15 protein-coding genes, 1 tRNA gene and 1 pseudogene are annotated in these 20,660 nt (G+C 65.8%); all 17 read left to right on the top strand.

The window, feature by feature from the left end:
- Window positions 1-4: 4 nt before the first annotated feature.
- Entirely contained in the window at window positions 5-1,717 is a 1,713-nt protein-coding gene (mrdA, locus tag K9L28_01065) for a penicillin-binding protein 2 (GenBank protein ID MCF7934923.1), read from the top strand.
- 15 nt (window positions 1,718-1,732) lie between these two features.
- Window positions 1,733-2,422, top strand: coding sequence for a septum site-determining protein MinC (gene minC, locus K9L28_01060; protein ID MCF7934922.1), 690 nt, complete (start codon window positions 1,733-1,735; stop codon window positions 2,420-2,422).
- A 63-nt stretch (window positions 2,423-2,485) separates the two neighbouring features.
- Entirely contained in the window at window positions 2,486-3,286 is an 801-nt protein-coding gene (gene minD, locus K9L28_01055; protein ID MCF7934921.1) for a septum site-determining protein MinD, read from the top strand.
- A 20-nt stretch (window positions 3,287-3,306) separates the two neighbouring features.
- On the top strand, window positions 3,307-3,588 hold the full coding sequence (minE, locus tag K9L28_01050; GenBank protein ID MCF7934920.1) for a cell division topological specificity factor MinE: 282 nt from the start codon (window positions 3,307-3,309) through the stop codon (window positions 3,586-3,588).
- The gene (rodA, locus tag K9L28_01045; GenBank protein ID MCF7934919.1) at window positions 3,578-4,681 is read left to right on the top strand and encodes a rod shape-determining protein RodA; all 1,104 of its coding nucleotides are present in this window, start codon (window positions 3,578-3,580) and stop codon (window positions 4,679-4,681) included. Before minE ends, rodA begins: the two co-directional genes overlap by 11 nt.
- A 48-nt stretch (window positions 4,682-4,729) precedes the next feature.
- A complete protein-coding gene (locus K9L28_01040) occupies window positions 4,730-6,562 on the top strand; it encodes a TIGR03960 family B12-binding radical SAM protein (protein ID MCF7934918.1) in 1,833 nt (610 codons plus the stop codon).
- Between the two features lies 1 nt (window position 6,563).
- Window positions 6,564-7,187 (top strand): TIGR03936 family radical SAM-associated protein, encoded by a 624-nt coding sequence (locus K9L28_01035; GenBank protein MCF7934917.1) that lies wholly within the window; start codon window positions 6,564-6,566, stop codon window positions 7,185-7,187.
- Window positions 7,174-8,586 (top strand): annotated as a pseudogene (locus tag K9L28_01030) (Rne/Rng family ribonuclease). The gene K9L28_01035 and the pseudogene K9L28_01030 overlap by 14 nt, the downstream one beginning before the upstream one ends.
- 58 nt (window positions 8,587-8,644) lie before the next feature.
- Window positions 8,645-12,067: a chromosome segregation protein SMC gene (gene smc, locus K9L28_01025; protein ID MCF7934916.1), complete on the top strand. Its 3,423-nt coding sequence runs from the start codon at window positions 8,645-8,647 to the stop codon at window positions 12,065-12,067.
- Window positions 12,068-12,099: 32 nt separating this feature from the next.
- On the top strand, window positions 12,100-12,879 hold the full coding sequence (locus K9L28_01020) for a methyltransferase (protein MCF7934915.1): 780 nt from the start codon (window positions 12,100-12,102) through the stop codon (window positions 12,877-12,879).
- Window positions 12,870-13,688: a 16S rRNA (cytidine(1402)-2'-O)-methyltransferase gene (rsmI, locus tag K9L28_01015; GenBank protein ID MCF7934914.1), complete on the top strand. Its 819-nt coding sequence runs from the start codon at window positions 12,870-12,872 to the stop codon at window positions 13,686-13,688. Before K9L28_01020 ends, rsmI begins: the two co-directional genes overlap by 10 nt.
- Window positions 13,689-13,724: 36 nt before the next feature.
- The gene (gene metG, locus K9L28_01010) at window positions 13,725-15,656 is read left to right on the top strand and encodes a methionine--tRNA ligase (protein MCF7934913.1); all 1,932 of its coding nucleotides are present in this window, start codon (window positions 13,725-13,727) and stop codon (window positions 15,654-15,656) included.
- A gap of 41 nt (window positions 15,657-15,697) precedes the next feature.
- Window positions 15,698-16,501, top strand: coding sequence for a TatD family hydrolase (locus K9L28_01005; protein MCF7934912.1), 804 nt, complete (start codon window positions 15,698-15,700; stop codon window positions 16,499-16,501).
- Window positions 16,498-17,634, top strand: a complete 1,137-nt coding sequence (gene tgt / locus K9L28_01000) for a tRNA guanosine(34) transglycosylase Tgt (protein ID MCF7934911.1) — start codon at window positions 16,498-16,500, stop codon at window positions 17,632-17,634. Before K9L28_01005 ends, tgt begins: the two co-directional genes overlap by 4 nt.
- Complete coding sequence (locus tag K9L28_00995) at window positions 17,631-18,614, top strand: threonylcarbamoyl-AMP synthase (GenBank protein ID MCF7934910.1); 984 nt, start codon at window positions 17,631-17,633, stop codon at window positions 18,612-18,614. Before tgt ends, K9L28_00995 begins: the two co-directional genes overlap by 4 nt.
- A 107-nt stretch (window positions 18,615-18,721) precedes the next feature.
- A tRNA-Leu gene (locus tag K9L28_00990) sits at window positions 18,722-18,808 on the top strand.
- Window positions 18,809-18,936: 128 nt separating this feature from the next.
- The coding region (locus K9L28_00985) for a DNA-directed RNA polymerase subunit beta (GenBank protein ID MCF7934909.1) at window positions 18,937-20,660 on the top strand (1,724 nt) is incomplete at its 3' end.

Here is a 20,660-nt window from a genome sequence, read left to right as displayed (position 1 = left end):
CAGTATGGACGGCAGGCTGGTGGCGTGGCTCTTTGTCATGCTCGCCTGTATCGTGCTGCTCGTTGCAGCGCTCTTTTCCTTTCAGATCGCCCGAGCCGATCGATACGTCCGGCTTGCCGCCAACAACAGGCTCCGCCTGATCCGGGTTCCGCCGCAGAGGGGACAGGTCTATGACCGGAACAACCTGGCCCTGGCCCAGAATGTCCGCACCTACGACATACGCGGGTATCCCTTGAACCTGCGTTCGCCGGACCGCCTTCAGCGGATCGCCGGCTTCTTTCAGGACCACGGCGTGTTCCTGGAGGCCGACAGGCTGGAAGGAAGAATCAAGCGCCAGTACTGGACGCCCTATCGGGCGGTGACCCTGGTGTCGAACCTCACCATGCCGCAGATCGCCGGTATGCTGGCGGATCCGGACTTTCCGCGCTTTCTCTTCCCCTATCCCGTGTGGCGCCGCACCTATCCATTCGGTGATCTGACCGCCCATGTCACCGGCTATGTCGGTGAGATCACCCAGCAGGAACTCCAGTCCCAGGGGCAGGAGGGGACGTACCGGGGCGGTGATGATATCGGGAAGACCGGGATCGAGCGGTACTACGAGGATGCGCTTCGGGGGGTGCCCGGCGAGGAGGCCATCGAGGTGGATGCCGGGGGAAGACGGTTGAAGCGGGTGGCCTACAAAGAGCCGGCGGCCGGTGAGGATATCCATCTCACGCTTGATCTCGGGGCCCAGCGGCTGGCCGCCAGGCTTCTGGAAGACAGAAAGGGCGCCATCGTGGCGCTGGACGTCCGTACCGGAGCGGTGCATGTGCTCTATTCGGCACCGCCCTTCGACGTCAACCCTCTGACCTGGGGCATCGTGGAGTCGGAGTGGAAGGACCTTGTGGTCGCCGAAGACAGGCCGATGCTGAACAGGGGAGTGGGCGGCACCTATCCGCCGGCGTCGCCCTTCAAGGCCATATCTGCTGTCGCCGGCCTGGCCGAAGGGGCCGTGACCAGGCATACCCGCTTCCACTGTCCCGGCTATCTGAAGATCGGCAACCGGACATTCAAATGCTGGCAGAGCTGGGGGCACGGCAGCGAGAACGTCATCGAGGCGATCCGGGATTCCTGTGACGTGTACTTCTACGAGCTGGGACTGCGGACCGGCATCGACGCCCTCCACAGCTGGGCGGAGCGTTTTGGTCTGGGGCGTCGGACCGGGATCGATCTTCCGGGCGAGAAGGCCGGGAACGCCCCCGGCAGGAGCTGGAAGCAAAAACAGATCGGGGAATCCTGGTATCCCGGCGATACGGCCAACTACGTCATCGGGCAGGGCTACCTGCTGGTGACGCCGCTCCAGATGGCCTGTGTCTACGCAGCGATTGCCAACGGCGGAACCCTCGTGCAACCATATCTGGGCCGACGGCATCAGAAGGAGGGGGTGCCTGTGGGCATCCCCGAGCAGGTCCTTTCGGCCGTGCAGGAAGGGATGATCGAGGTGGTGGAACCCGGGGGGACAGGCGAGCGTGCCGGGCAGTTCGGTGTCTCCGTGGCGGGCAAGACCGGGACGGCCCAGAATCCCCACGGAGAGGACCATGCCTGGTTTGTCGGCTATGCGCCCGTGGAGGATCCCCGGTATGTCGCCGTGGCTCTGGTTGAGGGAGGCGGACACGGAAGCAGGGCGGCGAGCCCGCTGGTGGGCAAGATGCTCGCCTACCTATGCAGGGGCAGGTAAGGAGGGCTGCAGGCAATGCGGAGCACGGAATCGAGGGAGCAGGCAGGAATACTGCTCAAGGGAGACAAAAACGGCGTACGGGTGACCATCCGGGAGGATCTGACCCTCCAGGAGCTCCGGGAGGAGATCGATCTGCTTTCCGCCGAGGCGGCGCAGCTTCTTGAGGGAGCCGAGGCGGTGATCGACCTGCAGGCGAGGGAATACGAGGCCGAGGAACTCTCTCTGCTGCTCCGCCGCTTCGTGTGGAAGACAGGTTTGAAGGTGATCGCCTGGGTCTCCTACTCGGTGGCGACCCTGGCGCTCCTGCGGGGAGCGGGATGCGTTGTGGGCGAACCGGACCAACAGCCCGAATCGACGGGAACGCAGCCGCACCCGGCGGCCGGAACGCTCTACGTGTATCGGTCTCTTCGCTCCGGACAGCGGGTGGAACATGGAGGAGATGTGGTGCTGCTGGGGCATGTCAACGACGGCGCCGAGGTCTACGCCGGCGGCAGCATCGTGGTATGGGGCCGGCTCCAGGGTGTCGCCCACGCGGGGTGTTACGGGAACAGCGGAAGCTCGCTGATCTGTGGTTCCTTTGAGGCTCCTCAGGCCCGAATCGCCGACAAGGTAAGCTACCTGGACGAGGGCGTTTCCTGGTGGCGGAGCGCTGTGCTCGTCTCACTGGAGGAGGAATCCTTTGTGGTTCGGTTTCTTCCGGAATAGCCGGGTCGGCGTGGAGTGAGGAAGCAGACGAAGGCAGCAACTGCTCAGGGGGAGGTACAGAGGATGGATTCACGGGTTATCGTGGTGACGTCGGGCAAGGGAGGCGTCGGCAAGACCACTCTCACCGCCAATCTGTCGGTATCGCTGGCGAGCCGCGGGTACAAGGTCGCCGCCATCGACGCCGATATCGGGCTCAGGAACCTGGATGTCATGCTGGGGCTCGAAAACAGGATTGTCTACACCATAGTGGATTATGTAGAGGGGAATTGCAAGCTCCATCAGGCGCTTGTGCGGGACAAGCGGGTCCCGAACCTCCATCTGCTTCCGGCGGCCCAGACCCGGACCAAGGATGCCATCAAAGCGGAAGAGATGGAGGAGCTCGGTGAAGCCCTGAAAAGGGATTTCGATTTCGTGCTGGTCGACAGCCCGGCCGGAATCGAGAGCGGCTTTCGGAACGCCGCCGTGGCCGCCGACGAAGCGATTGTGGTCGCCACGCCGGAGGTCGCCTCGGTCCGCGACGCCGACCGGATTATCGGATTGCTGGAGTCCATGGGCAAGTCGCCGATCCGTCTGGTCCTGAACAGGATCCGGCCGGGGATGGTCAAGAAGGGCGACATGCTCGATGTCCCCGATGTCCTCGATATCCTGGCCATCGAGCTTGTGGGTATCATTCCGGAGGACGACAGGGTGCTGACCTCCAGCAACAAGGGCGAACCGTTGACGATGAGGGGGCACTCGCCGGCGACCAAAGCCTTCACCAATATCGGGTCCCGCCTGATCGGCGAGGACATCCCCTTTATGGATCTTGTGGAACGCGCCAAGGGCGGCGTCTTCGGCAAGGTGAAGGAACTCTTCGGCCTCTAGGGCCGTCTGGGGGTACGGGAATGTCACTGATATCGCGCCTTTTCGGGGCGAAGGGCTCAAAGAACGACGCCAAGGAGCGGCTGCAGCTTGTGCTCATCCACGACCGCTCGGATATCTCCGGCGAGGCCATGGAGCGGCTGCGGAACGATCTGATCGAGGTGATCAGCTCCTATATGGAGATTGACGAGCGGAACATCGAACTGCAGCTCGAACGCGAAGACCGTTCCGTCGCTCTGGTCGCCAATATCCCGGTGCGGAAGGTCAAACGGGGTTTCAGCGGAATCACGGGTAATGGAACATAATCGCGAAACCACATTCCTCGAGCGACTGCTGGCGATGGATTTCTGGATGCTTTTGATCGCCGGTTCGCTGTTCATGATCGGTGTCGTTTCCGTCTACAGTGCGGCCTACGGGACAGGGCAGAGCTACGCGCTGCGTCAGGGTGTCTGGGGGGTCCTTTCCCTGATCGCTCTGCTGGTGACGCTCCGGGTGGGGCACCGGGAGGCGCTCCGCATAGCCTACCAGCTCTACTGGCTCCTCCTCCTGGTGATGGTCTGGGTGCTTGTCGTGGGGATCAGCTCCCACGGTGCGAAGAGCTGGGTGGCCATCGGCCCCTTCACGCTGCAGCCTTCGGAATTCGGGAAGGTTGTTCTGGCGCTGGTTCTGGGCAAACACCTCTCGCGCCATCCCCCGACCAGCGGCGCGAACTTTCTGCTTGTGCTCGCCGTCGCCGGACTCGGCGGGGTTCTGGTGCTTGCCCAGCCGGATCTCGGAAGCGCCGGTGTCTACGCCGTCATGACGCTGGTGGCGGTCTTTCTCGCCGGAAGCCCGATGCTCTATCTGGGAGGGTTGATGGGGGGCGTTCTCCTCCTCCTGCCGGTGGGGTGGCAGCTGCTGCGTGAATACCAGCGGCTGCGGTTGCTGGTCTTCATCAATCCCCATATCGATCCCCTGGGCGCCGGGTACAATGTCATCCAGTCCCGGATTGCCGTCGGATCGGGGGGGCTCCTCGGCAAGGGGTTCCTGGAAGGAACACAGAGCAAACTGCGCTTTCTGCCCGAGCCGCACACCGACTTCATCTTCAGCGTCTTCGCCGAGGAGAACGGCTTTATCGGGACGACGACGGTCCTCATTCTCTTCGGTTTGCTCCTGTGGAGGATCATGCGCGCCGGCATCAAGACGCGGGATCTGCGGAGCAAGGTCATGACAGGCTGTATCGCCGCCTGGATCTGGTTCCAGCTGATGGAGTGTGTCGCCATGAGCATGGGACTGGCGCCCATTACCGGACTGCCCCTTCCCTTTCTGAGCTATGGCGGCAGTGCGCTCCTCGCTTTGGGTATCGCCCTGGGACTGGTCCAGAGTGTCTATGTGGAGGTACAGCGGCAGTATGAATAACGGGACCCTGTGGGTCTCCAGCGTGCCTGTCGATGGGAGGACAGCCTAGTGTTACAGCGATATCCGGAATTCGGCGACCCCCTGCGGGCGCTGCTGTCGCGGGTCAGGCGACCGGCCCGCTATATCGGGGGCGAACACGGTGCGCCGCCGCCGAAGGGCGGCGAAAGCGATCCCCTTCGGGTCTGCCTCGCCTTTCCCGATGTCTACGAGGTGGGCATGAGTTTCCTGGGCTACACCATTCTCTACCAGCTGATACGGCGGCTCCCCTTCGCCGACGCCGAGCGGGCCTACTGCCCCTGGGTGGACATGGAAGCGGAGCTGCGGTCCAAAGGATGGCCTCTGGTTTCTCTGGAAGGGGAGCGTCCGCTCTGCGATTTCGATGTTGTGGGGTTCAGTCTGCAGTACGAGCTGAACACCACCAACATCCTGACCATGCTTGATCTCGGCGGAATCCCTCTGCGGGCGGAACGGCGGGAGGATGGAGATCCGCTGGTGATCGCCGGAGGGCCCGGGGCGCTGGCTCCCGAGGCCTCGGCCCCCTTCTTCGATGCCATTGTCGCCGGAGATGCCGAGGAACTCCTTCCGGAGCTGCTGTGGTGTCTCAGGGAGACCAGAGGCGCCGGACGGGAGGAACGGCTGGAGGCGGCCGCGCGGCTGCCGGGGCTCTACGTACCGCTTTTCTCCCGGGCCGACGCCGGCGGGGCCGTCAGGGCCCTGGACGGCAGGCAGACATTCCCGGTCCGGCGGCGGATCGTGGAGGATCTGGAACGCGCCTTTCTTCCCGACGACATGGTGGTGCCCACCATGGATATCGTCCACGACCGTGCTGCCGTGGAGGCATTCCGCGGCTGTACCAGGGGCTGCCGCTTCTGCCAGGCCGGCATGGTCTATCGGCCGGTGCGGGAGCGTTCGCCCGAGGTGATCGCCGACGCGGTGCGGCGCCTTGCCGAGACCACAGGCTACGACGAGATTGGGCTGGTCTCCCTGGCCACCTGCGACTACTCCGAACTGGAGGAGCTTCTGGGCCTCCTCGAACCCTGGCTCCGGGAGCGCAACATCCGGCTGAGTCTGCCCAGCCTCCGGGTCGACGCCTTCTCCGTGGAGCTGGCGGCCCGTCTGGACGGTATGCGGAAGAGCGGTCTCACCTTCGCCCCCGAGGCGGGGACACAGCGGCTGCGGGATGTGATCAACAAGGGGGTCACTGACGACGCCGTACTGGACGCCGCCGAGCGGGCCTTCGCCGGGGGATGGGAGCACCTGAAGCTCTACTTCATGATGGGGCTCCCCACGGAGACCGACGAGGAGCTGGAGGCCATCGTCAAACTGGCCCGGCAGGTCCAGCAGATCGGCGCCAGGCACACCAGGCGGGCCCGGGTCCATGTCTCCGTGGCCGGCTTTGTCCCCAAGCCCCACACCCCCTTTCAGTGGGAGGCCCAGAACAGCCGGGAGGAATTGCGCCGCAAGGGACGGTTCCTGCAGGGATGCAACCGGAACCGCAAGGTGGCGGTGAAGTACCACGAACCCGAACAGACCGTTCTGGAAGGCGCGATCGCCCGGGGCGGCCGGCGGATCGCCGACGTGATCGAGGCGGCCTGGCGGAGAGGCGCGCGCTTCGACGGCTGGAGCGAATGCTTCGATATCTCGCTCTGGGACGAGGCCTTCGCCGCCTGCGGCGTCGACCCCGCCGCCTGCCTGGCGGAGCGTTCCACAGAGCAGGCCCTTCCCTGGGATCATATCGACACCGGTGTGGACAAGGCCTTTCTCCTGCGCGAACGGGAACGGGCCTACAGGGGAGCGCCCACCGGCGACTGCCGCTGGGAGGGCTGCAACCTCTGCGGTCTCCAGGGGCGTCTCTGCCCGGTCCCCGGGGAGGAGGGGTAGGATGGTCCGGCTCCGTTTCCTCTATCAGAAACGGCGGCGCGCCGTCTTCATTTCCCACGTGGAGCTGCCTCCGATCTTTGCCCGTGCGGCCCGGCGTGCCGGGATGACGCCCCGCTATACCGAGGGATTCTCACCGAAACCGAAGCTCAGCCTCGGCCCGGCTCTCCCTGTCGGTGTGGTGGGGCTTGCCGAACCGGTGGAGATCTGGCTCGAATCGTGGAGCCGGGAAGCCATGGGGAGGATGAGCGACGAACTGCCCTCCGGACTGATGATTACCGACTACAATGAGGTTGACGGCGCCGCCCTGAACAAGCGGTGCCGCCTTGCAGAGTATCTCCTGGCTCCCTTTTCGGCAGAAGCCATGGCGGCGATGCGCAGGCTGTTCCAGGCGGAGGGTGTCCCCTGGAAGGGCTGCAGCGCCTGGCAGGAGCGGGGAGGGGCCTTCCGGATGCTGGTGAACGATCCCCAGCGCAGCGTGTCATCGCTGGTCAAGGCGCTCGGAGAGCGTGGGGTGATCGCCGGATGGGAGGATCTCGCCATCCTTCGGATGGCCGTGGGAGAAGATGGAGGAGATCACGTATGTCCTCTCGTTATAACGAGGAATGATCGATATGGAATCGAATAACAGAATCATCGCCAATACAGTGGAAACAGAAGAGAACAGGGTGGCCATTGTCGAAAACGGACGGCTCGCCGAGCTCTTCCACGAACGGATGTGGGAGCGGCAACGGACCGGCGAGATCTACAAGGCCCGTGTGGACAGCGTTATCAAGGGCATGCACGCAGCCTTTCTCAATCTCGGCGATGGGCGGAACGCCTTTCTCTATCTCGCCGACGCCGGGAAGATGAAGATCAAGCAGAATATGGAGATCATCGTCCAGGTCGTGAAATCGGCACGCAAGGGGAAGGGGGCCCGGGTCACGCCCCGCATCTCCCTTCCCGGACGCTATCTGGTGCTCGTTCCCGGACGGCGCGACATCGGCGTCTCCCGACGGATCACCTCCGGAGCCGAGCGGAAACGACTGCGGAATCTTGTCAAATCCCTCCGGAGCGGCAAACACGGCGTCATCGTCCGCACTGTCGCCGAAGGTGTGGAGGACGAGCCGCTGCAGGAGGACTTCCAGCGCCTTCTGACGCTCTGGGAGGAGATCAAGCACAACAGCGAGACCCAGCCGGCCCCCTCCCTGCTCTACCGCGACCCGGGGCTGCTGGGCAAGATCCTGCGTGACGAGCTGGACGAAGAGGTGCAGGAGATCGTTGTGGACAGCAGTGAAGAGGCCGACCGTGTACGGGAGTACGTGGAACGCTACTGTCATATGAAAGCCCCGGAGATCCGGGTGTACAGCGGCAGCACCCCGATCTTCGAGTTCTACGGCATCGACCGGGAGCTGGAGACGGCGCTGGACCGGAAGTTCTGGCTCCCCTCCGGCGCCTACCTGGTGATCGAGCAGACCGAAGCGCTCACCGTGATCGACGTGAACACCGGGAAATACATCGGTTCTACCGATCTCCGGAGTACCGTGCTGAACACCAACCTGGAGGCCGCCGAGGAGATCGCCCGGCAGCTGCGGCTCCGTGCCGTCGGCGGCATCGTGGTCATCGATTTCATCGACATGGAACACGAAGAGGACCGGGAAAGGCTGCTCAGCCGCCTGCGGGAGGCCTTCCAGCACGACCGCTACCGCGCCCGCGTCTACGGGGTCTCCAAGCTCGGTCTGGTGGAGATGACCCGGAAGCGGGCCAGACCGGACCTCAAGGCGGCCCTGACCCGCAGCTGCCCCTTCTGTGCCGGCCACGGCTGGGTATTGAAGGAAGACAGCGTGGCCCTGATGATCAAGCGTTTCCTGCGCAAGGTCGCCCGCACCAACAAGGCGGAGGCTCTGCTTCTGGAGCTGCACCCCGACATCGCACGCCACATCGCCGAGAACTACCACGATAGCTGGGAGGAGGAGCTGGAACGCAAGCTCTTCCTCGTTGAGGTGCCGGAGTTCGCCTGGGACAAGTTCCGGCTGCACGATCAGGGCAAGCACACCCAGATCAGCCACGAAGTGGAGAAACTACTGCAGAAAGAGGCACCACCTGTTGTACATTCGACAGATATGTCTTGACGGTTTCAAAAGCTTCGGCGGCCGCCACGAATTGCCGGTCAGCCCGGGGTTTACAGCCGTGGTGGGTCCCAACGGAAGCGGCAAGAGCAATCTCCTCGACGCCCTGCGCTGGGTGCTGGGCGACAACCACGCCGGACGGCTGCGGATCGTCAGGCAGAACGAACTGGTCTTCCAGGGAAGCCTCTCCCTCCCCGGGGCCAGGGAGGCCTCGGCGTCCCTCCAGCTCGAGCAGGAGGGACGGGTGACAGCCGTCAAGCGGACGGTGTCGCCCGACGGAACCAGTCAGGTGACCGTCGACGGCAGGCGGGCCCGTCTCCAGGATCTGGATCGCCGGAAGCAGGAGTGGAACCTCGAGGGCGACCGCTTTGCCTTCATCGGCCAGGGCGAGGTGGCGGAGATGATCCGGCTCCGCCCCGCCCAGCGGCGGGAGCACCTGGAGACCCTCTTCGGCATCGACGCCTACCGCAGGAAGCGTTCCGGCGCCGTGGACAAGCTCTCCGAGGTGGAAGAGGAGCTGCGCCGCATCAGGACCCTCCGTGCCGAGCTCCAGACAAGGAGGGAGGAGATCGCCCCCAGGGTCGCCGAGGCCACCGAGGCCAAGGCCATCGAAGATCGGCTCGACATCCTCCGCCGCGACCACTACTGGACGCGGGTGGAGGAGATCGACGCGGAGCTTGCGCAGCGTGAGGGGGAGCTGACCGCTGACCGCAGCCTGGAGGAACGTGCCCGATTCCTGGCAGCGGGGTGGAAGCGGGGCGTCGCCCCCCTGGAGGAGCGGAGGCAGCGGCTGGAGGAGCAGCTGAAACACTGCGGGGGAGAAAAGCGATCCGCTCGGGACCGCTGCGACGCCCTCCTTCGGAAGGGATTCACGTCGGCCGTGGCGGTCAAGGAGCACCGCCGGCGCCTTCAGGAACTGTCGCGGCGCAGTGGGGAGATGCGGGAACGGATCGGACCGCTGGAAAAGGAACTGAAGGCGAAGGAATCCCACTACAGCGAGCTGGAGGCCCGGGCGGAGGAGCTCCGGGAACACCGCGTCGCCCTGGAAGAGGAGTGGACCAGAAAGGGCGCCGAGGCCAGGAAGGCCCGGCAGCTTCTCTCCACGCTCCGGGAGCGCCGCGGCGGGCTGGAGGACCGGGAGGGCCGTCTCCGTGGGCGGCTGTCCGCCCTTGGATCGCAGTACGCGGAGACGGGAAAGCGCCGGAAGGCCGAGGAGGCGGAGCTGGGATCGCACCGCAAAGGGGACGACGGTCTGGCCGAAACGCTGGCGGAACGGGAGCGTTGCCTGCGGGAGGCCAGACAGCGGCTTCGCGAGCTGGGCGAACACTGCAAGGAGGAGGGAGCCCGGTACCAGCGTGCTCAGCGTGATCTGGCCCGGGAGCGCGCCGCCCTGGAATCCCTGGAGGATGAGGCCGTCACGTCCCGATATCCGAAACCGGTGCAGCATCTGCTTTCCGCGGCCAAGCTCGGCCGGATCGATGTCGGCCCCGTTCCGGCTGCGGAGACCTTCAGCTGCGGACGCGAGCTGGTTCCCGCCCTGGAGGCCTTCCTCGGCGGGCGCCAGTACTGGCTCTTTACGGAGACCATGGATGAAACCAGCCGCTGTCTGGACCACCTCAAACGCGCCGCCGTGGGGAGGGCCACCTTCCTTCCCCTGGAACGCGCCCGGCCCCGTTCCCCGCAGCGGGGATTCCGCCAGGGAGACCTCGCTGCGGTGGGGTGGGCGGTGGATCTCGTGGAGATCGAGAAGGCCTGGAAACCCTGTGTGGAGCACCTTCTCGGCGATCTCCTGATCGTGGAATCCGACCGCGACGGCCGGCAGGCGGTGCGGCAGGGTGCGCGCTTTCCTCTGGTGACCCTGGAGGGCGATGTCTTTCTGCCCGGAGGCACCATCAGCGGCGGAAGACAGCGGAAGAAAACCGGTGCCATCGAACAGAAGCGCCGGATCGACGAGGCGAAGCGCAGGGTGGCGGAGCTGCAGGCGCAGACGGAGAACCGCCGGGAAGCCTTCGAGGCGGCAGAACGCGAGGAGGAGCGCGCTGCCGGGGCCGCGACTGCGGCCGAGACCGCCCTGAAGGAGGCGCAGGAGGCGAAACGACGCGCCGAGGAGGCCTGTTCCGAGAGCGAGCGGCGGCTCGAGGGCATCCGGAAGGAGTCCGAGGAGCTGCAGCAGGGCCTCTCCCGGAGCGGTCGGGAGCTTATGGCTCTGCTCGGGGAGAAAGCCGAGGTGGACCAACGGATCGCCTCCCTGGGCTCGCCGCGGGCGGCTGTCCCCACCGATCTGGAAGGCCGCCTCGCGTCGGCCAGGCAGGAAGAGAAGCTTGCCGTCGAACGGGTCGACGCCGCGCGGGCACTCCTGGAGCGGTTGCGGAGAGAAGCGCGGGAGGCCCGGGATGCCCTGGAGAACCTCGAAGGTGAGCACAGGCGGATTGAAGACGAACGGGAGTCGCACCTCGGCGAACTCCGCCGGATCGGCCGGGAGTACCTCACAAGCTGGGAGCAACTGGGCAGCCGCGATGGAGAACTGCGCCGTCTTTCCTCGGAGGACGCGGCGCTGCGGCGCGAAGCCCGGCGGAAGGAGGCGCGCCTTGAAGCGGCCCGCAAGCGGCTGCAGGCACTCCGGCACCGAATCGAACAGGCGGAGATGTCCCGTAGTGCGCTCCGAAGGGAGCGGGAAGAGCTGGTCGACAGCTGGGAAGAACGCTTCCCCTATCCCGGCCCCGGAACGATCAGGGCGGACGCCGGTGCGCGGAGCCTGCGTTCCTCCATGCGCGCCCTGGAACGGGAGCAGCGCGCACTGGGCGCCTACGACCTCGGGGTGCTCTCCGAGGACGCATCACTGGAAGAGCGCCTCTCCTATCTGGACGCACAGCTTGCCGATCTGCAGCAGGGGCGGGAGGAGCTCCAGGGATTCATCAGCCATACCGACCACCAGGCCGGCGAGCTCTTTTCCGCCGCCATGGAGGGCATCAACAACCGTTTCGACAGCCTCTTCGGCCGCCTCTTCGGCGGTGGGGAGGCCTATCTGCGGCTCACCGGCGACGCCACACTGTGGGATGCCGGCGTGGAGGTGATCGCCCGGCCGCCCGGGAAGAAACCCCAGCACATCGGACAGCTTTCGGGGGGCGAGCAGTCGCTGACGGCCATCTCCCTCCTCTTCGCCGCCATGGAGATCGCCCAGGTGCCCCTCGCCGTACTGGACGAGGTGGACGCGGCGCTGGACGAGGTGAACCTCAGGCGCTTCGCCGATCTGGCCAGGGAGTACGCCGCAAGGATCCAGCTGCTGGTGATGACCCATCGGAGGTACACCATGGAACAGGCCGACCTGCTCTACGGGGTAACCATGAGGGAACCGGGGCTCTCGCAAGTCGTGGGCGTCCGTCTCGAGGACTGGGAATGAACCCTTCTGCCGGAGCGGAGGAGACCCCGGGCATGGCGACGGGGCACAACGGATCCCCGGGGGGCGCGCAGCCGCAGGGCTATACCGAGGATGACCTGCTCTACGGCTCGCTGACCATCCGCCAGCCCCACAGGGGGCCCCGCGTCAACCTGGACACCGTCCTGCTTGCGGCGGCCCTGAAGGTCAAAGCCGGGGAGCGCTTTCTGGACCTCGGCTGCGCCCACGGAGCGGTGGCGCTGCTCACCGCCTGGCGTTGCCCGAATGCATCGGTCGAGGGGCTGGAGATCCAGCCGGAGCTTGCCGCCATGGCCAGGGGCAACGCCGAACGCAACGGGCTGGGCCACCGGATCGCCGTGCGGGAGGGCGACCTGCGGGAACACCGGCGGCTCTTCCCCCCGGGGGGCTTCGATGTGCTGGCCGTGAACCCGCCCTACGGCACCACCTCCGGCGGCCGCCCCAGCCCGACACCGGAGGAGGCGGTGGCCAACCACGAGCTCTGCTGTACAATGCGCGATGTGGCCGAGGCCGCACACTATCTGTTGCGGTCCCGGGGAAGGATCTATATTGTGTTTCGAGCACCCCGTCTGGTGACGCTCCTCGGCGAGCTGTCCGGGCGGAACATGGAACCCAAGGGCCTTCGGTGTGTCCACCCCGATCCCTCGAAGGAGGCGAAGACCGTGTTGCTCAAGGCTGTCCGGGACGGGCGTCCGGGACTGAAGGTCTTCCCGCCGCTCTTTGTGCGCGGGAGCGACGGCAGGGAGAGCGGTGCCTTTCTGGAGGCCTACACCAGGAGTGGATTGCCCTGCCTCTGACCGTCGTTCCCACACCTATCGGCAACATGGAAGACATCACGCTTCGGGCTCTGCGCGTCCTGAAGGAAGCCGACGTCATCGCCTGCGAGGACACCAGGCGGACAGCCAAGCTGCTGCGCTTCCACGGGATCTCCACGCCGCTGTGTTCCTGCCACGAACACAACGAGCGGCGGCGGACAATCCAGCTGGTGGAACGCCTCCACAGAGACGAGCTGGTGGCGCTGGTCTCCGATGCCGGGATGCCCGTCCTCTCCGATCCGGGGGGCTATCTGCTCCAGGCGGCGCGGGACGAAGGGATTCCGGTGGATGTGCTTCCCGGACCCGATGCGGTGATCCCCGCCCTGGTGCTCTCGGGGTTTCCCACCGCTCCCTTTCTCTTCTTCGGGTTCCCGCCGGAAAAGAGCGGCCAGTTCCGCCGGGCGTTGCAGGGGATCGCCGAGGTTCCCGGCACGGTGGTCTTCTATCTCTCGCCCCACAAGGCGGAGCGCCATCTTGCCGACATCCGCCGGGTCCTGGGGGATCGCCGGGCCGCCGTGGTCAGGGAGATCTCCAAGATCCACCAGGCGGTGCACCGGGGCCCCCTTTCGGAGCTGGAGGAGACCGCAGCCGGAGGCCGGCTGAAAGGAGAGCTCGTCCTGGTGGTGGATGGCTGCGGGGAGAGCCGGCAGAGCAAAGGCGACTGGCGGGCGCTGGCCGCCGCCCTGCATGACCGGGGCCTCTCGGACCGCGATATCGCCGCCGTGGTTGCCGAACAGTGCGGGGCGGCCAGAAACAGCGTCAAAGACTTTCTACTGGGGCAGTCGGAATAGAGGAGAACGCAGCTAACCTACGAGGAGGGGTTCACCATGAGTGAGAAGGCATTCTACGTCACCACGCCGATCTATTATGTCAACGATGTGCCGCATATCGGGCACGCCTACACCACCATCGCCGCCGACGTGCTGGCCCGCTACCACCGTCTGCGGGGCGACAGGGTGCTCTTTGTCACCGGTACCGACGAGCACGGGCAGAAGATCCAGCGGACCGCCGAACAGCAGGGCATCACGGCCCAGCAGCTCGCCGACCGGACGGTCACCAACTTCCGGGAGCTCTGGAAGACTCTGGGTATCAGCAACGACGACTTCATCCGCACCACCGAGAACCGCCACGAAGAGGTGGTGCGGCACATCTTCAGGCAGCTCTCGGCCCAGGGCGACATCTACAAAGGCACCTACGAGGGCTGGTACTGCGTACCCTGCGAGTCCTACGTGCCGGAGGCGCAGATCGCCGAAGACCGCACCTGCCCCGACTGCGGCCGGCCGCTGGAGTGGATGACCGAGGAGAGCTACTTCTTCAGAAGCTCCAGGTACGCCCGGCCGCTGCTGGAGTACTACGAGGAGCACCCCGGGGCCATCCGTCCCAGGGGGCGCTACAACGAGATCGTCTCCTTCCTCCGTCAGGGTCTGAAGGACCAGTCCGTCTCCCGGACCACCCTGGACTGGGGCATCCCCGTCCCCGACGACGAGAAGCATGTGGTCTACGTCTGGTTCGACGCACTGATCAACTACCTCAGCGCCTGCGGGTACCCCCGGGACGAGGAGAAGGTGCGTACCTTCTGGCCCGCCGTCACCCACCTGGTGGGCAAGGACATCACGCGCTTCCACTGTATCATCTGGCCCTCCATGCTGCTCGCCCTCGGCCTGGAGCCGCCCAGCCTCGTCTTCGCCCACGGCTGGTGGACCGTAGAGGGACGGAAGATGTCCAAATCGCTGGGGAACGTGGTGGATCCCTTCGAGATGGTAGAGCTCTACGGCCGGGACGCCTTCCGCTACTTCCTCCTCAGGGAGGTGACCTTCGGCCTGGACGGCGACTTCTCCGAGGAGGCCCTGGTGCAGCGGATCAACGCGGATCTTGCCAACGACCTGGGCAACCTGCTCAATCGGTCGCTCCAGATGCTGGAGAAGTTCTGCGACGGCACACTCCCCGCACCCGGGCCGTGCAACGATCTGGACAGGGAGCTGCAGGCCCTGGCCGGCGATACCGTCGCCGCCGTTGACGAGGCGATGCAGCGCTGCGGCTTCGACGAAGCGCTGCGTTCCATCTGGACGCTGGTCCGCCGGGGCAACAAGTATATCGACGAGACCATGCCCTGGAAGCTTGGCAGAGAACAGGAGCGGGAGCGGCTGGCGACGGTGCTCAACAGCCTCTGTCAGGTCCTCCGTACGACAGCGATCCTCATCGCCCCCTTCCTCCCCGATACCGCGAAGAGCATGTGGGAGCAGCTCGGCCTCCCGGGCACCCCTGACGAAACGGGGCTCGCCGATTCGCCCTGGGGCGGCATGCCGGAAGGCACCAGGGTGCACAAAGGAGGCGTGCTCTTCCCGCGGATCGACATGAAGGAGTGGAGCGAGCGCAAACTGGAACGGGACATGAAAAAGGGCAAACCCGTGGACCCCGGCGACCACGAGGAGACCATCGCCATCGACGATTTCGCCCGGGTGGAACTCCGGGTTGCCGTGATCACCGCCGCCGAGCCGGTGAAAGGGGCCGACAAGCTCTTCAGGATCACCGCCGACCTGGGCTACGAGGAGCGGACCATCGTCTCGGGCATCCGGGAGCACTTCACCGCCGAGGAGCTGATCGGCAAAAAGATTGTGGTGGTCTGCAATCTCAAGCCCGCCAAACTGCGGGGCGTGACCAGCAACGGCATGCTCTGCGCGGCGGAGACCCCCGACGGCAAGGGGCTCTCGCTGCTCACCGTGGACAGCGACATCACCCTGGGCTCCAGGGTGCACTAGCACCGGGAGCCCGCGCTCCGGCGAGAAGGGAGGAACCGCTCATGCCGCAACCAACATTTGTGGACACACACTGCCATCTGACGATGCCCCAGTTCGCCGACGATCTGGCCGATGTCCTGGAGGGGGCCCGCGAGCGCGGGATTGTCCGTATGCTGACCGTGGGCACCCGGGAGGAATCCAGCAGCGAAGCCGTTCGGCTCGCCGGGGAGTGCGCATCCCACGGCGTCTACGCCGCCGTGGGGGTCCATCCCCACGAGGCCTCCACCGTTTCGGAGGGACTTCCCCGGTCTCTCAGGGAACTGGCAGAGGCCCCGCGTGTGGTGGCCCTGGGCGAAACAGGGCTCGACTACTACTACGACCATTCCCCCAGAGAGCAGCAGAAACGCAGTTTCGCCGAACACATCCACTGGGCCAGGGCCGTGGGGAAGCCCCTGGTGGTGCATGTCCGGGATGCCTACGACGATGCCCTGGAGATCATGCGCAGCGAAGGGGCCGACGGGATCGCCGGGATCGTCCACTGTTTCACCGGCCAGTGGGAGCATGCCAGAGCGGCCCTGGACCTGGGCTGGTACATCTCCTTCGCCGGGGTGCTGACCTTCAAGAAGAGCACCACCCTCAGGGATGTGGCCGCCCGTGTGCCCGACGACCGAATCCTCTGCGAGACCGACGCCCCCTTCCTCGCGCCGGAGCCCAGACGGGGCCGCCGGAACGAACCGGCGCTGGTCCGGTTTGTCTACAGCGCCGCCGCGTCGGCCCGGGGCAGCTCGGTCGACGAGATAGCCCGAATCGTCGCGACCAACGCCGAGGCGCTCTTCCATTGGAACACCCGGGAGGATTCCCCGTGAAGCCCCGGGAGCAGAGCCGTTTCACCCTGGAGGCGCAGTGCCCGGTGACCGGGGCCAGGGCGGGGTGGCTGGAGACGGCCCATGGTACGGTGCGCACCCCGGCCTTCATGCCGGTGGGCACCCAGGCCGCCGTCAAGGCTGCTGGGCCCGACGAGCTCACCGAGATCGGAGCGGAGATGATCCTCGGCAACACCTATCATCTCTCCCTCCGGCCCGGCGAGGAGGTGGTCGGCGACGCCGGAGGGATCCAGTCCTTCATGGGCTGGAACCGCCCCGTGCTCACCGACAGCGGCGGTTTCCAGGTCTTCTCGCTGGCCGATCTGCGCAAACTGGACGACCGGGGCGCGCTCTTCCGGTCCCATCTCGACGGGAGCGAGCTGTTCTTTTCGCCGGAGCGTTCCATGGAGATCCAGCAGAGGCTGGGCAGCGATATCGCCATGTGTTTCGACGAGTGCGTGGCCTATCCCGCCGCGGAGGAGGAGGCCCAAACCGGCGTCACCCGCACCATCCGCTGGGCGGAACGCTGTCTGGAGGCCCACCATAGAGAGGACCAGCAGCTCTTCGGCATCGTCCAGGGCTCGGTCTATCCGGAGCTGCGGCGTCAGTGCGCCAGGGAGCTGGTGCGGCTGCCCTTCCCGGGCTTCGCCGTGGGCGGTCTCTCCGTGGGGGAGTCCCACGACGAGATGTACGAGACGCTGGATGCCGTGGTTCCCGAGCTGCCCGCAGGGAAGCCCCGGTACCTGATGGGGGTGGGCTACCCCCCCAACCTGGTGGAGGGGGTGGCCAGAGGGATCGACATGTTCGACTGCGTGCTGCCTACCCGCAACGCCCGGACCTCGACACTCTTCACCTGGGAGGGACGGAAGAACCTCCGCAACAGCGCCTACGCCAGGGATTTCTCCCCCCTGGATCCCCAGTGCGGATGCTACTGCTGCCGCAACTTCAGCCGGGCCTACCTGCGGCATCTCTACAAGGCCGGCGAGATCCTGGCGGCGCGGCTGGGGACGATCCACAACCTCACCTTCTTCCAGCGACTCATGGAGGCTATGCGTGCCTCCATCCTGGAGGGGGGCTTCCCGGCCTTCCGGCGGGATACCATGCGGCGGTTCCGTGACGGAGGCTACATCCCATGACCCGCACCATCAGGGTGGACCCCCTGCTCCCCGAGACGGAGCGGCTGGCCCCGGCGGCGGAGACCCTCCGCCGGGGAGGACTGGTGGCCTTCCCCACCGAGACGGTCTACGGCCTTGGCGCCGATGCCCTGGATGCCGGGGCGGTGCGGGCCATCTTCGCCGCCAAGGGCCGCCCCGTCGACAACCCCCTGATCGTGCATCTCGCCGACTACAGCGAAGCGCACCGTATCGCCAGGGTGGACGCCCGGGCCGAAGGGCTCTTCCGGCGGTTCGCCCCCGGGCCGCTGACGCTCGTGCTTCCCGCATCGCCGGATGTGCCCGGGGAGGTCACCGCCGGCCTCGGTACCGTAGGCGTGCGGATCCCGGCCCATCCCGTGGCCTTCGCCCTGCTCTCCGCCGCGGGCTGTCCCGTCGCCGCCCCCAGCGCCAACTCCAGCGGCCGGCCGAGCCCAACCTGCGCCGCCGACGTTCTGGAGGATCTCGACCACAGGGTGGATATCGTGGTAGACGGCGGGAGCACCAGTCTCGGCCTGGAGTCCACCGTCATCGACGCCACGGGGGAGCGGCTTGTGCTGCTCCGCCCCGGCGGGCTTCCCGTGGAGGAGATCGAGGAACTCTCGGGTCCTGTGGATGCAGGCGGCTCGGGGGACAGACACCGTTCCCCCGGCACCCGGTACCGCCACTACGCCCCCCGGATCCCCCTGCTGCTCTGGGACGGCACGGAGGAGGAGAGCCGGCGCCTTGCCGATCGGTTCGAAAGGGGGGAGGCCCTCGCCTACATGGGGATAGCCCCTCCTCCCTTCCCGTGCGCCGAAGAGATCCGTTTCGCCACGCCGGAGCAGTATGCCGCGTCGTTCTTCCAGGCCCTGCGGCGACTGGAACGGAGCGGTGTGACCCGTATCGTCGCCCAGTGGCCCGGGGAGGAAGGCATAGGCAGAGCCTTGCGGGACCGTCTTTCCAGGGCCGCCGGAGGCAGGTGACCGCCGATGGCTGCGACCGTCCGCAGCGGTTCCTGAAACACCGAAATGCGTCGGGGTACTTGCCAAAGCCGCCGTATATTGCTACAATCTTCGCCGTCATGAGAGATGTCGGGGTGGCGGAATTGGTAGACGCGCTAGATTCAGGATCTAGTGGTCGCAAGACCGTGGGGGTTCAAGTCCCCCTCCCGACACCATAGAAAGACTGATAACGGAAGGGCCATCCGTGTGTATTGACACGGAGAGGCCCTTTTGCTATGATGCACGCTCGTCACATCTGTCCCGCAACGATTTTAACTCTACTAACAGGGAGGTCGTAGCTCCCATGAGGCAAGTCGCCCCCACGGACGTGAGGCGGGAGCGCTACACATTCGGGCGCACCCGGGACCTTGTGGATCTGCCGGACCTGATCGAGGTTCAGCGGAACTCGTACCAAACCTTTTTCCAATCCGAGGAAGACCCTGACAACCGGCGCCACGTAGGATTGCAGGAGCTCTTCGAAGAGATCTTTCCCATCGAAAGTTACGACGGCTCCTTCGCTCTCGAATTCGTCCGCTACTATGTCGGCCCCCCCAATATCTCCGAGGAAGAGGGGCGGCAGCGCGATTTGACCTGGTCCCGCCCTGTCCGGGGAACCATCAGACTGGTCAACAGAAAAAACGGGGAGATCAAGGAAGAGGAGATCTTCCTCGGCGATTTCCCGGTGATGACGGAAAACGGAACCTTCATCGTCAACGGAACGGAACGGGTGGTGGTCAACCAGCTGGCCCGCTCCGCCGGCGTGTATTTCAGCGGCGGCGACGGCGTGCCGGGGCAGGAGACCTTTACGGCCAAGGTGATCCCCGACCGCGGCGCCTGGCTGGAGTTCGACCTCACTCCCGGCGACGTGCTCTCCGTCAATATAGACAACAGAAAGAAGATCCCCGTCACCATGCTCCTCAAGGCCTTCGGGATCGCCGAGGAGGATGAGATTCTCCACCTCTTCGGCGGCTACGCCGAAGAGGTGGAGCTCATCGAGGAGGAGGTGCGGGGGCGGCTCATCGCCGAGCCTATCGTGAACGATGCCGGCGACGAGGTGATCAAAAAGAACGACCGCCTCACCAAGGAGCATCTGGAGGAGCTGTGGAACCTGGGACGCACCAGGGTCCACATCTGGAACGTCGACAGCTCCCTGGCGGCCACCTTCGAGCGGGACAACACCAGGAGCGCCGACGCCGCCATTCTGGAACTCTTCCGTCGGTTGCGTCCCAACGAGCCCGCACGGATGGAGCAGGCCCGCGAGTATGTCAACAGCCTCTTTTTCGACTCCCGGCGCTACAACCTCGGCCGCGTGGGGCGCTACAAGGCCAACAAGCGGCTGGGTCTCGCCATTCCGGAGTCCAGACGGCTGCTGACGGTGGAGGATGTCGTGGAGATCATCAAGGGTCTCATCGACCTGCGCAACGGCGAGGGGCAGACCAACGACATCGACCACCTGGGCAACCGCCGGGTGCGCGCCGTCGGCGAGCTGCTCCAGAACCAGGTCCGCATCGGACTGCTCCGTATGGAGCGTATCGCCAAGGAGCGGATGACCACCATCCCGGATCTCTCCAGCGCCACCGGCAGGGAGCTGGTCAACATCCGGCCCATCTCCGCTTCGCTGCGGGAGTTCTTCGGTTCCGGCCAGCTCTCGCAGTTCATGGACCAGACCAACCCCCTCTCGGAGCTCACCCACCGACGGCGTCTCTCCGCTCTGGGACCGGGAGGCCTCAGCCGCGAACGCGCCGGTTTCGAGGCCCGTGACGTCCACTACACCCACTACGGCAGGGTCTGCCCCATCGAGACCCCCGAAGGGCCCAACATCGGGCTGGTGACCTCGCTGGCCACCTACGCCCGGATCAACGAGTACGGCTTCCTGGTGACACCCAAACGCCGGGTCGAGGAGGGCGTGGTGACCGACGAGGTGACCTATCTCTCGGCCGACGAGGAAGACGAGTTCTACGTAGGACGTGCCAACACCCCTCTCGACGACGAGGGACGGGTGTTGAGCGACGAACTGGTCACCGAAGG

It is taken from the genome of Synergistales bacterium (assembly GCA_021736445.1).
GTDB lineage: Bacteria > Synergistota > Synergistia > Synergistales > Aminiphilaceae > JAIPGA01.
The sequence above is the reverse complement of the archived record's forward strand: the minus strand, read 5'-3'. Positions and strand labels throughout refer to the sequence as shown.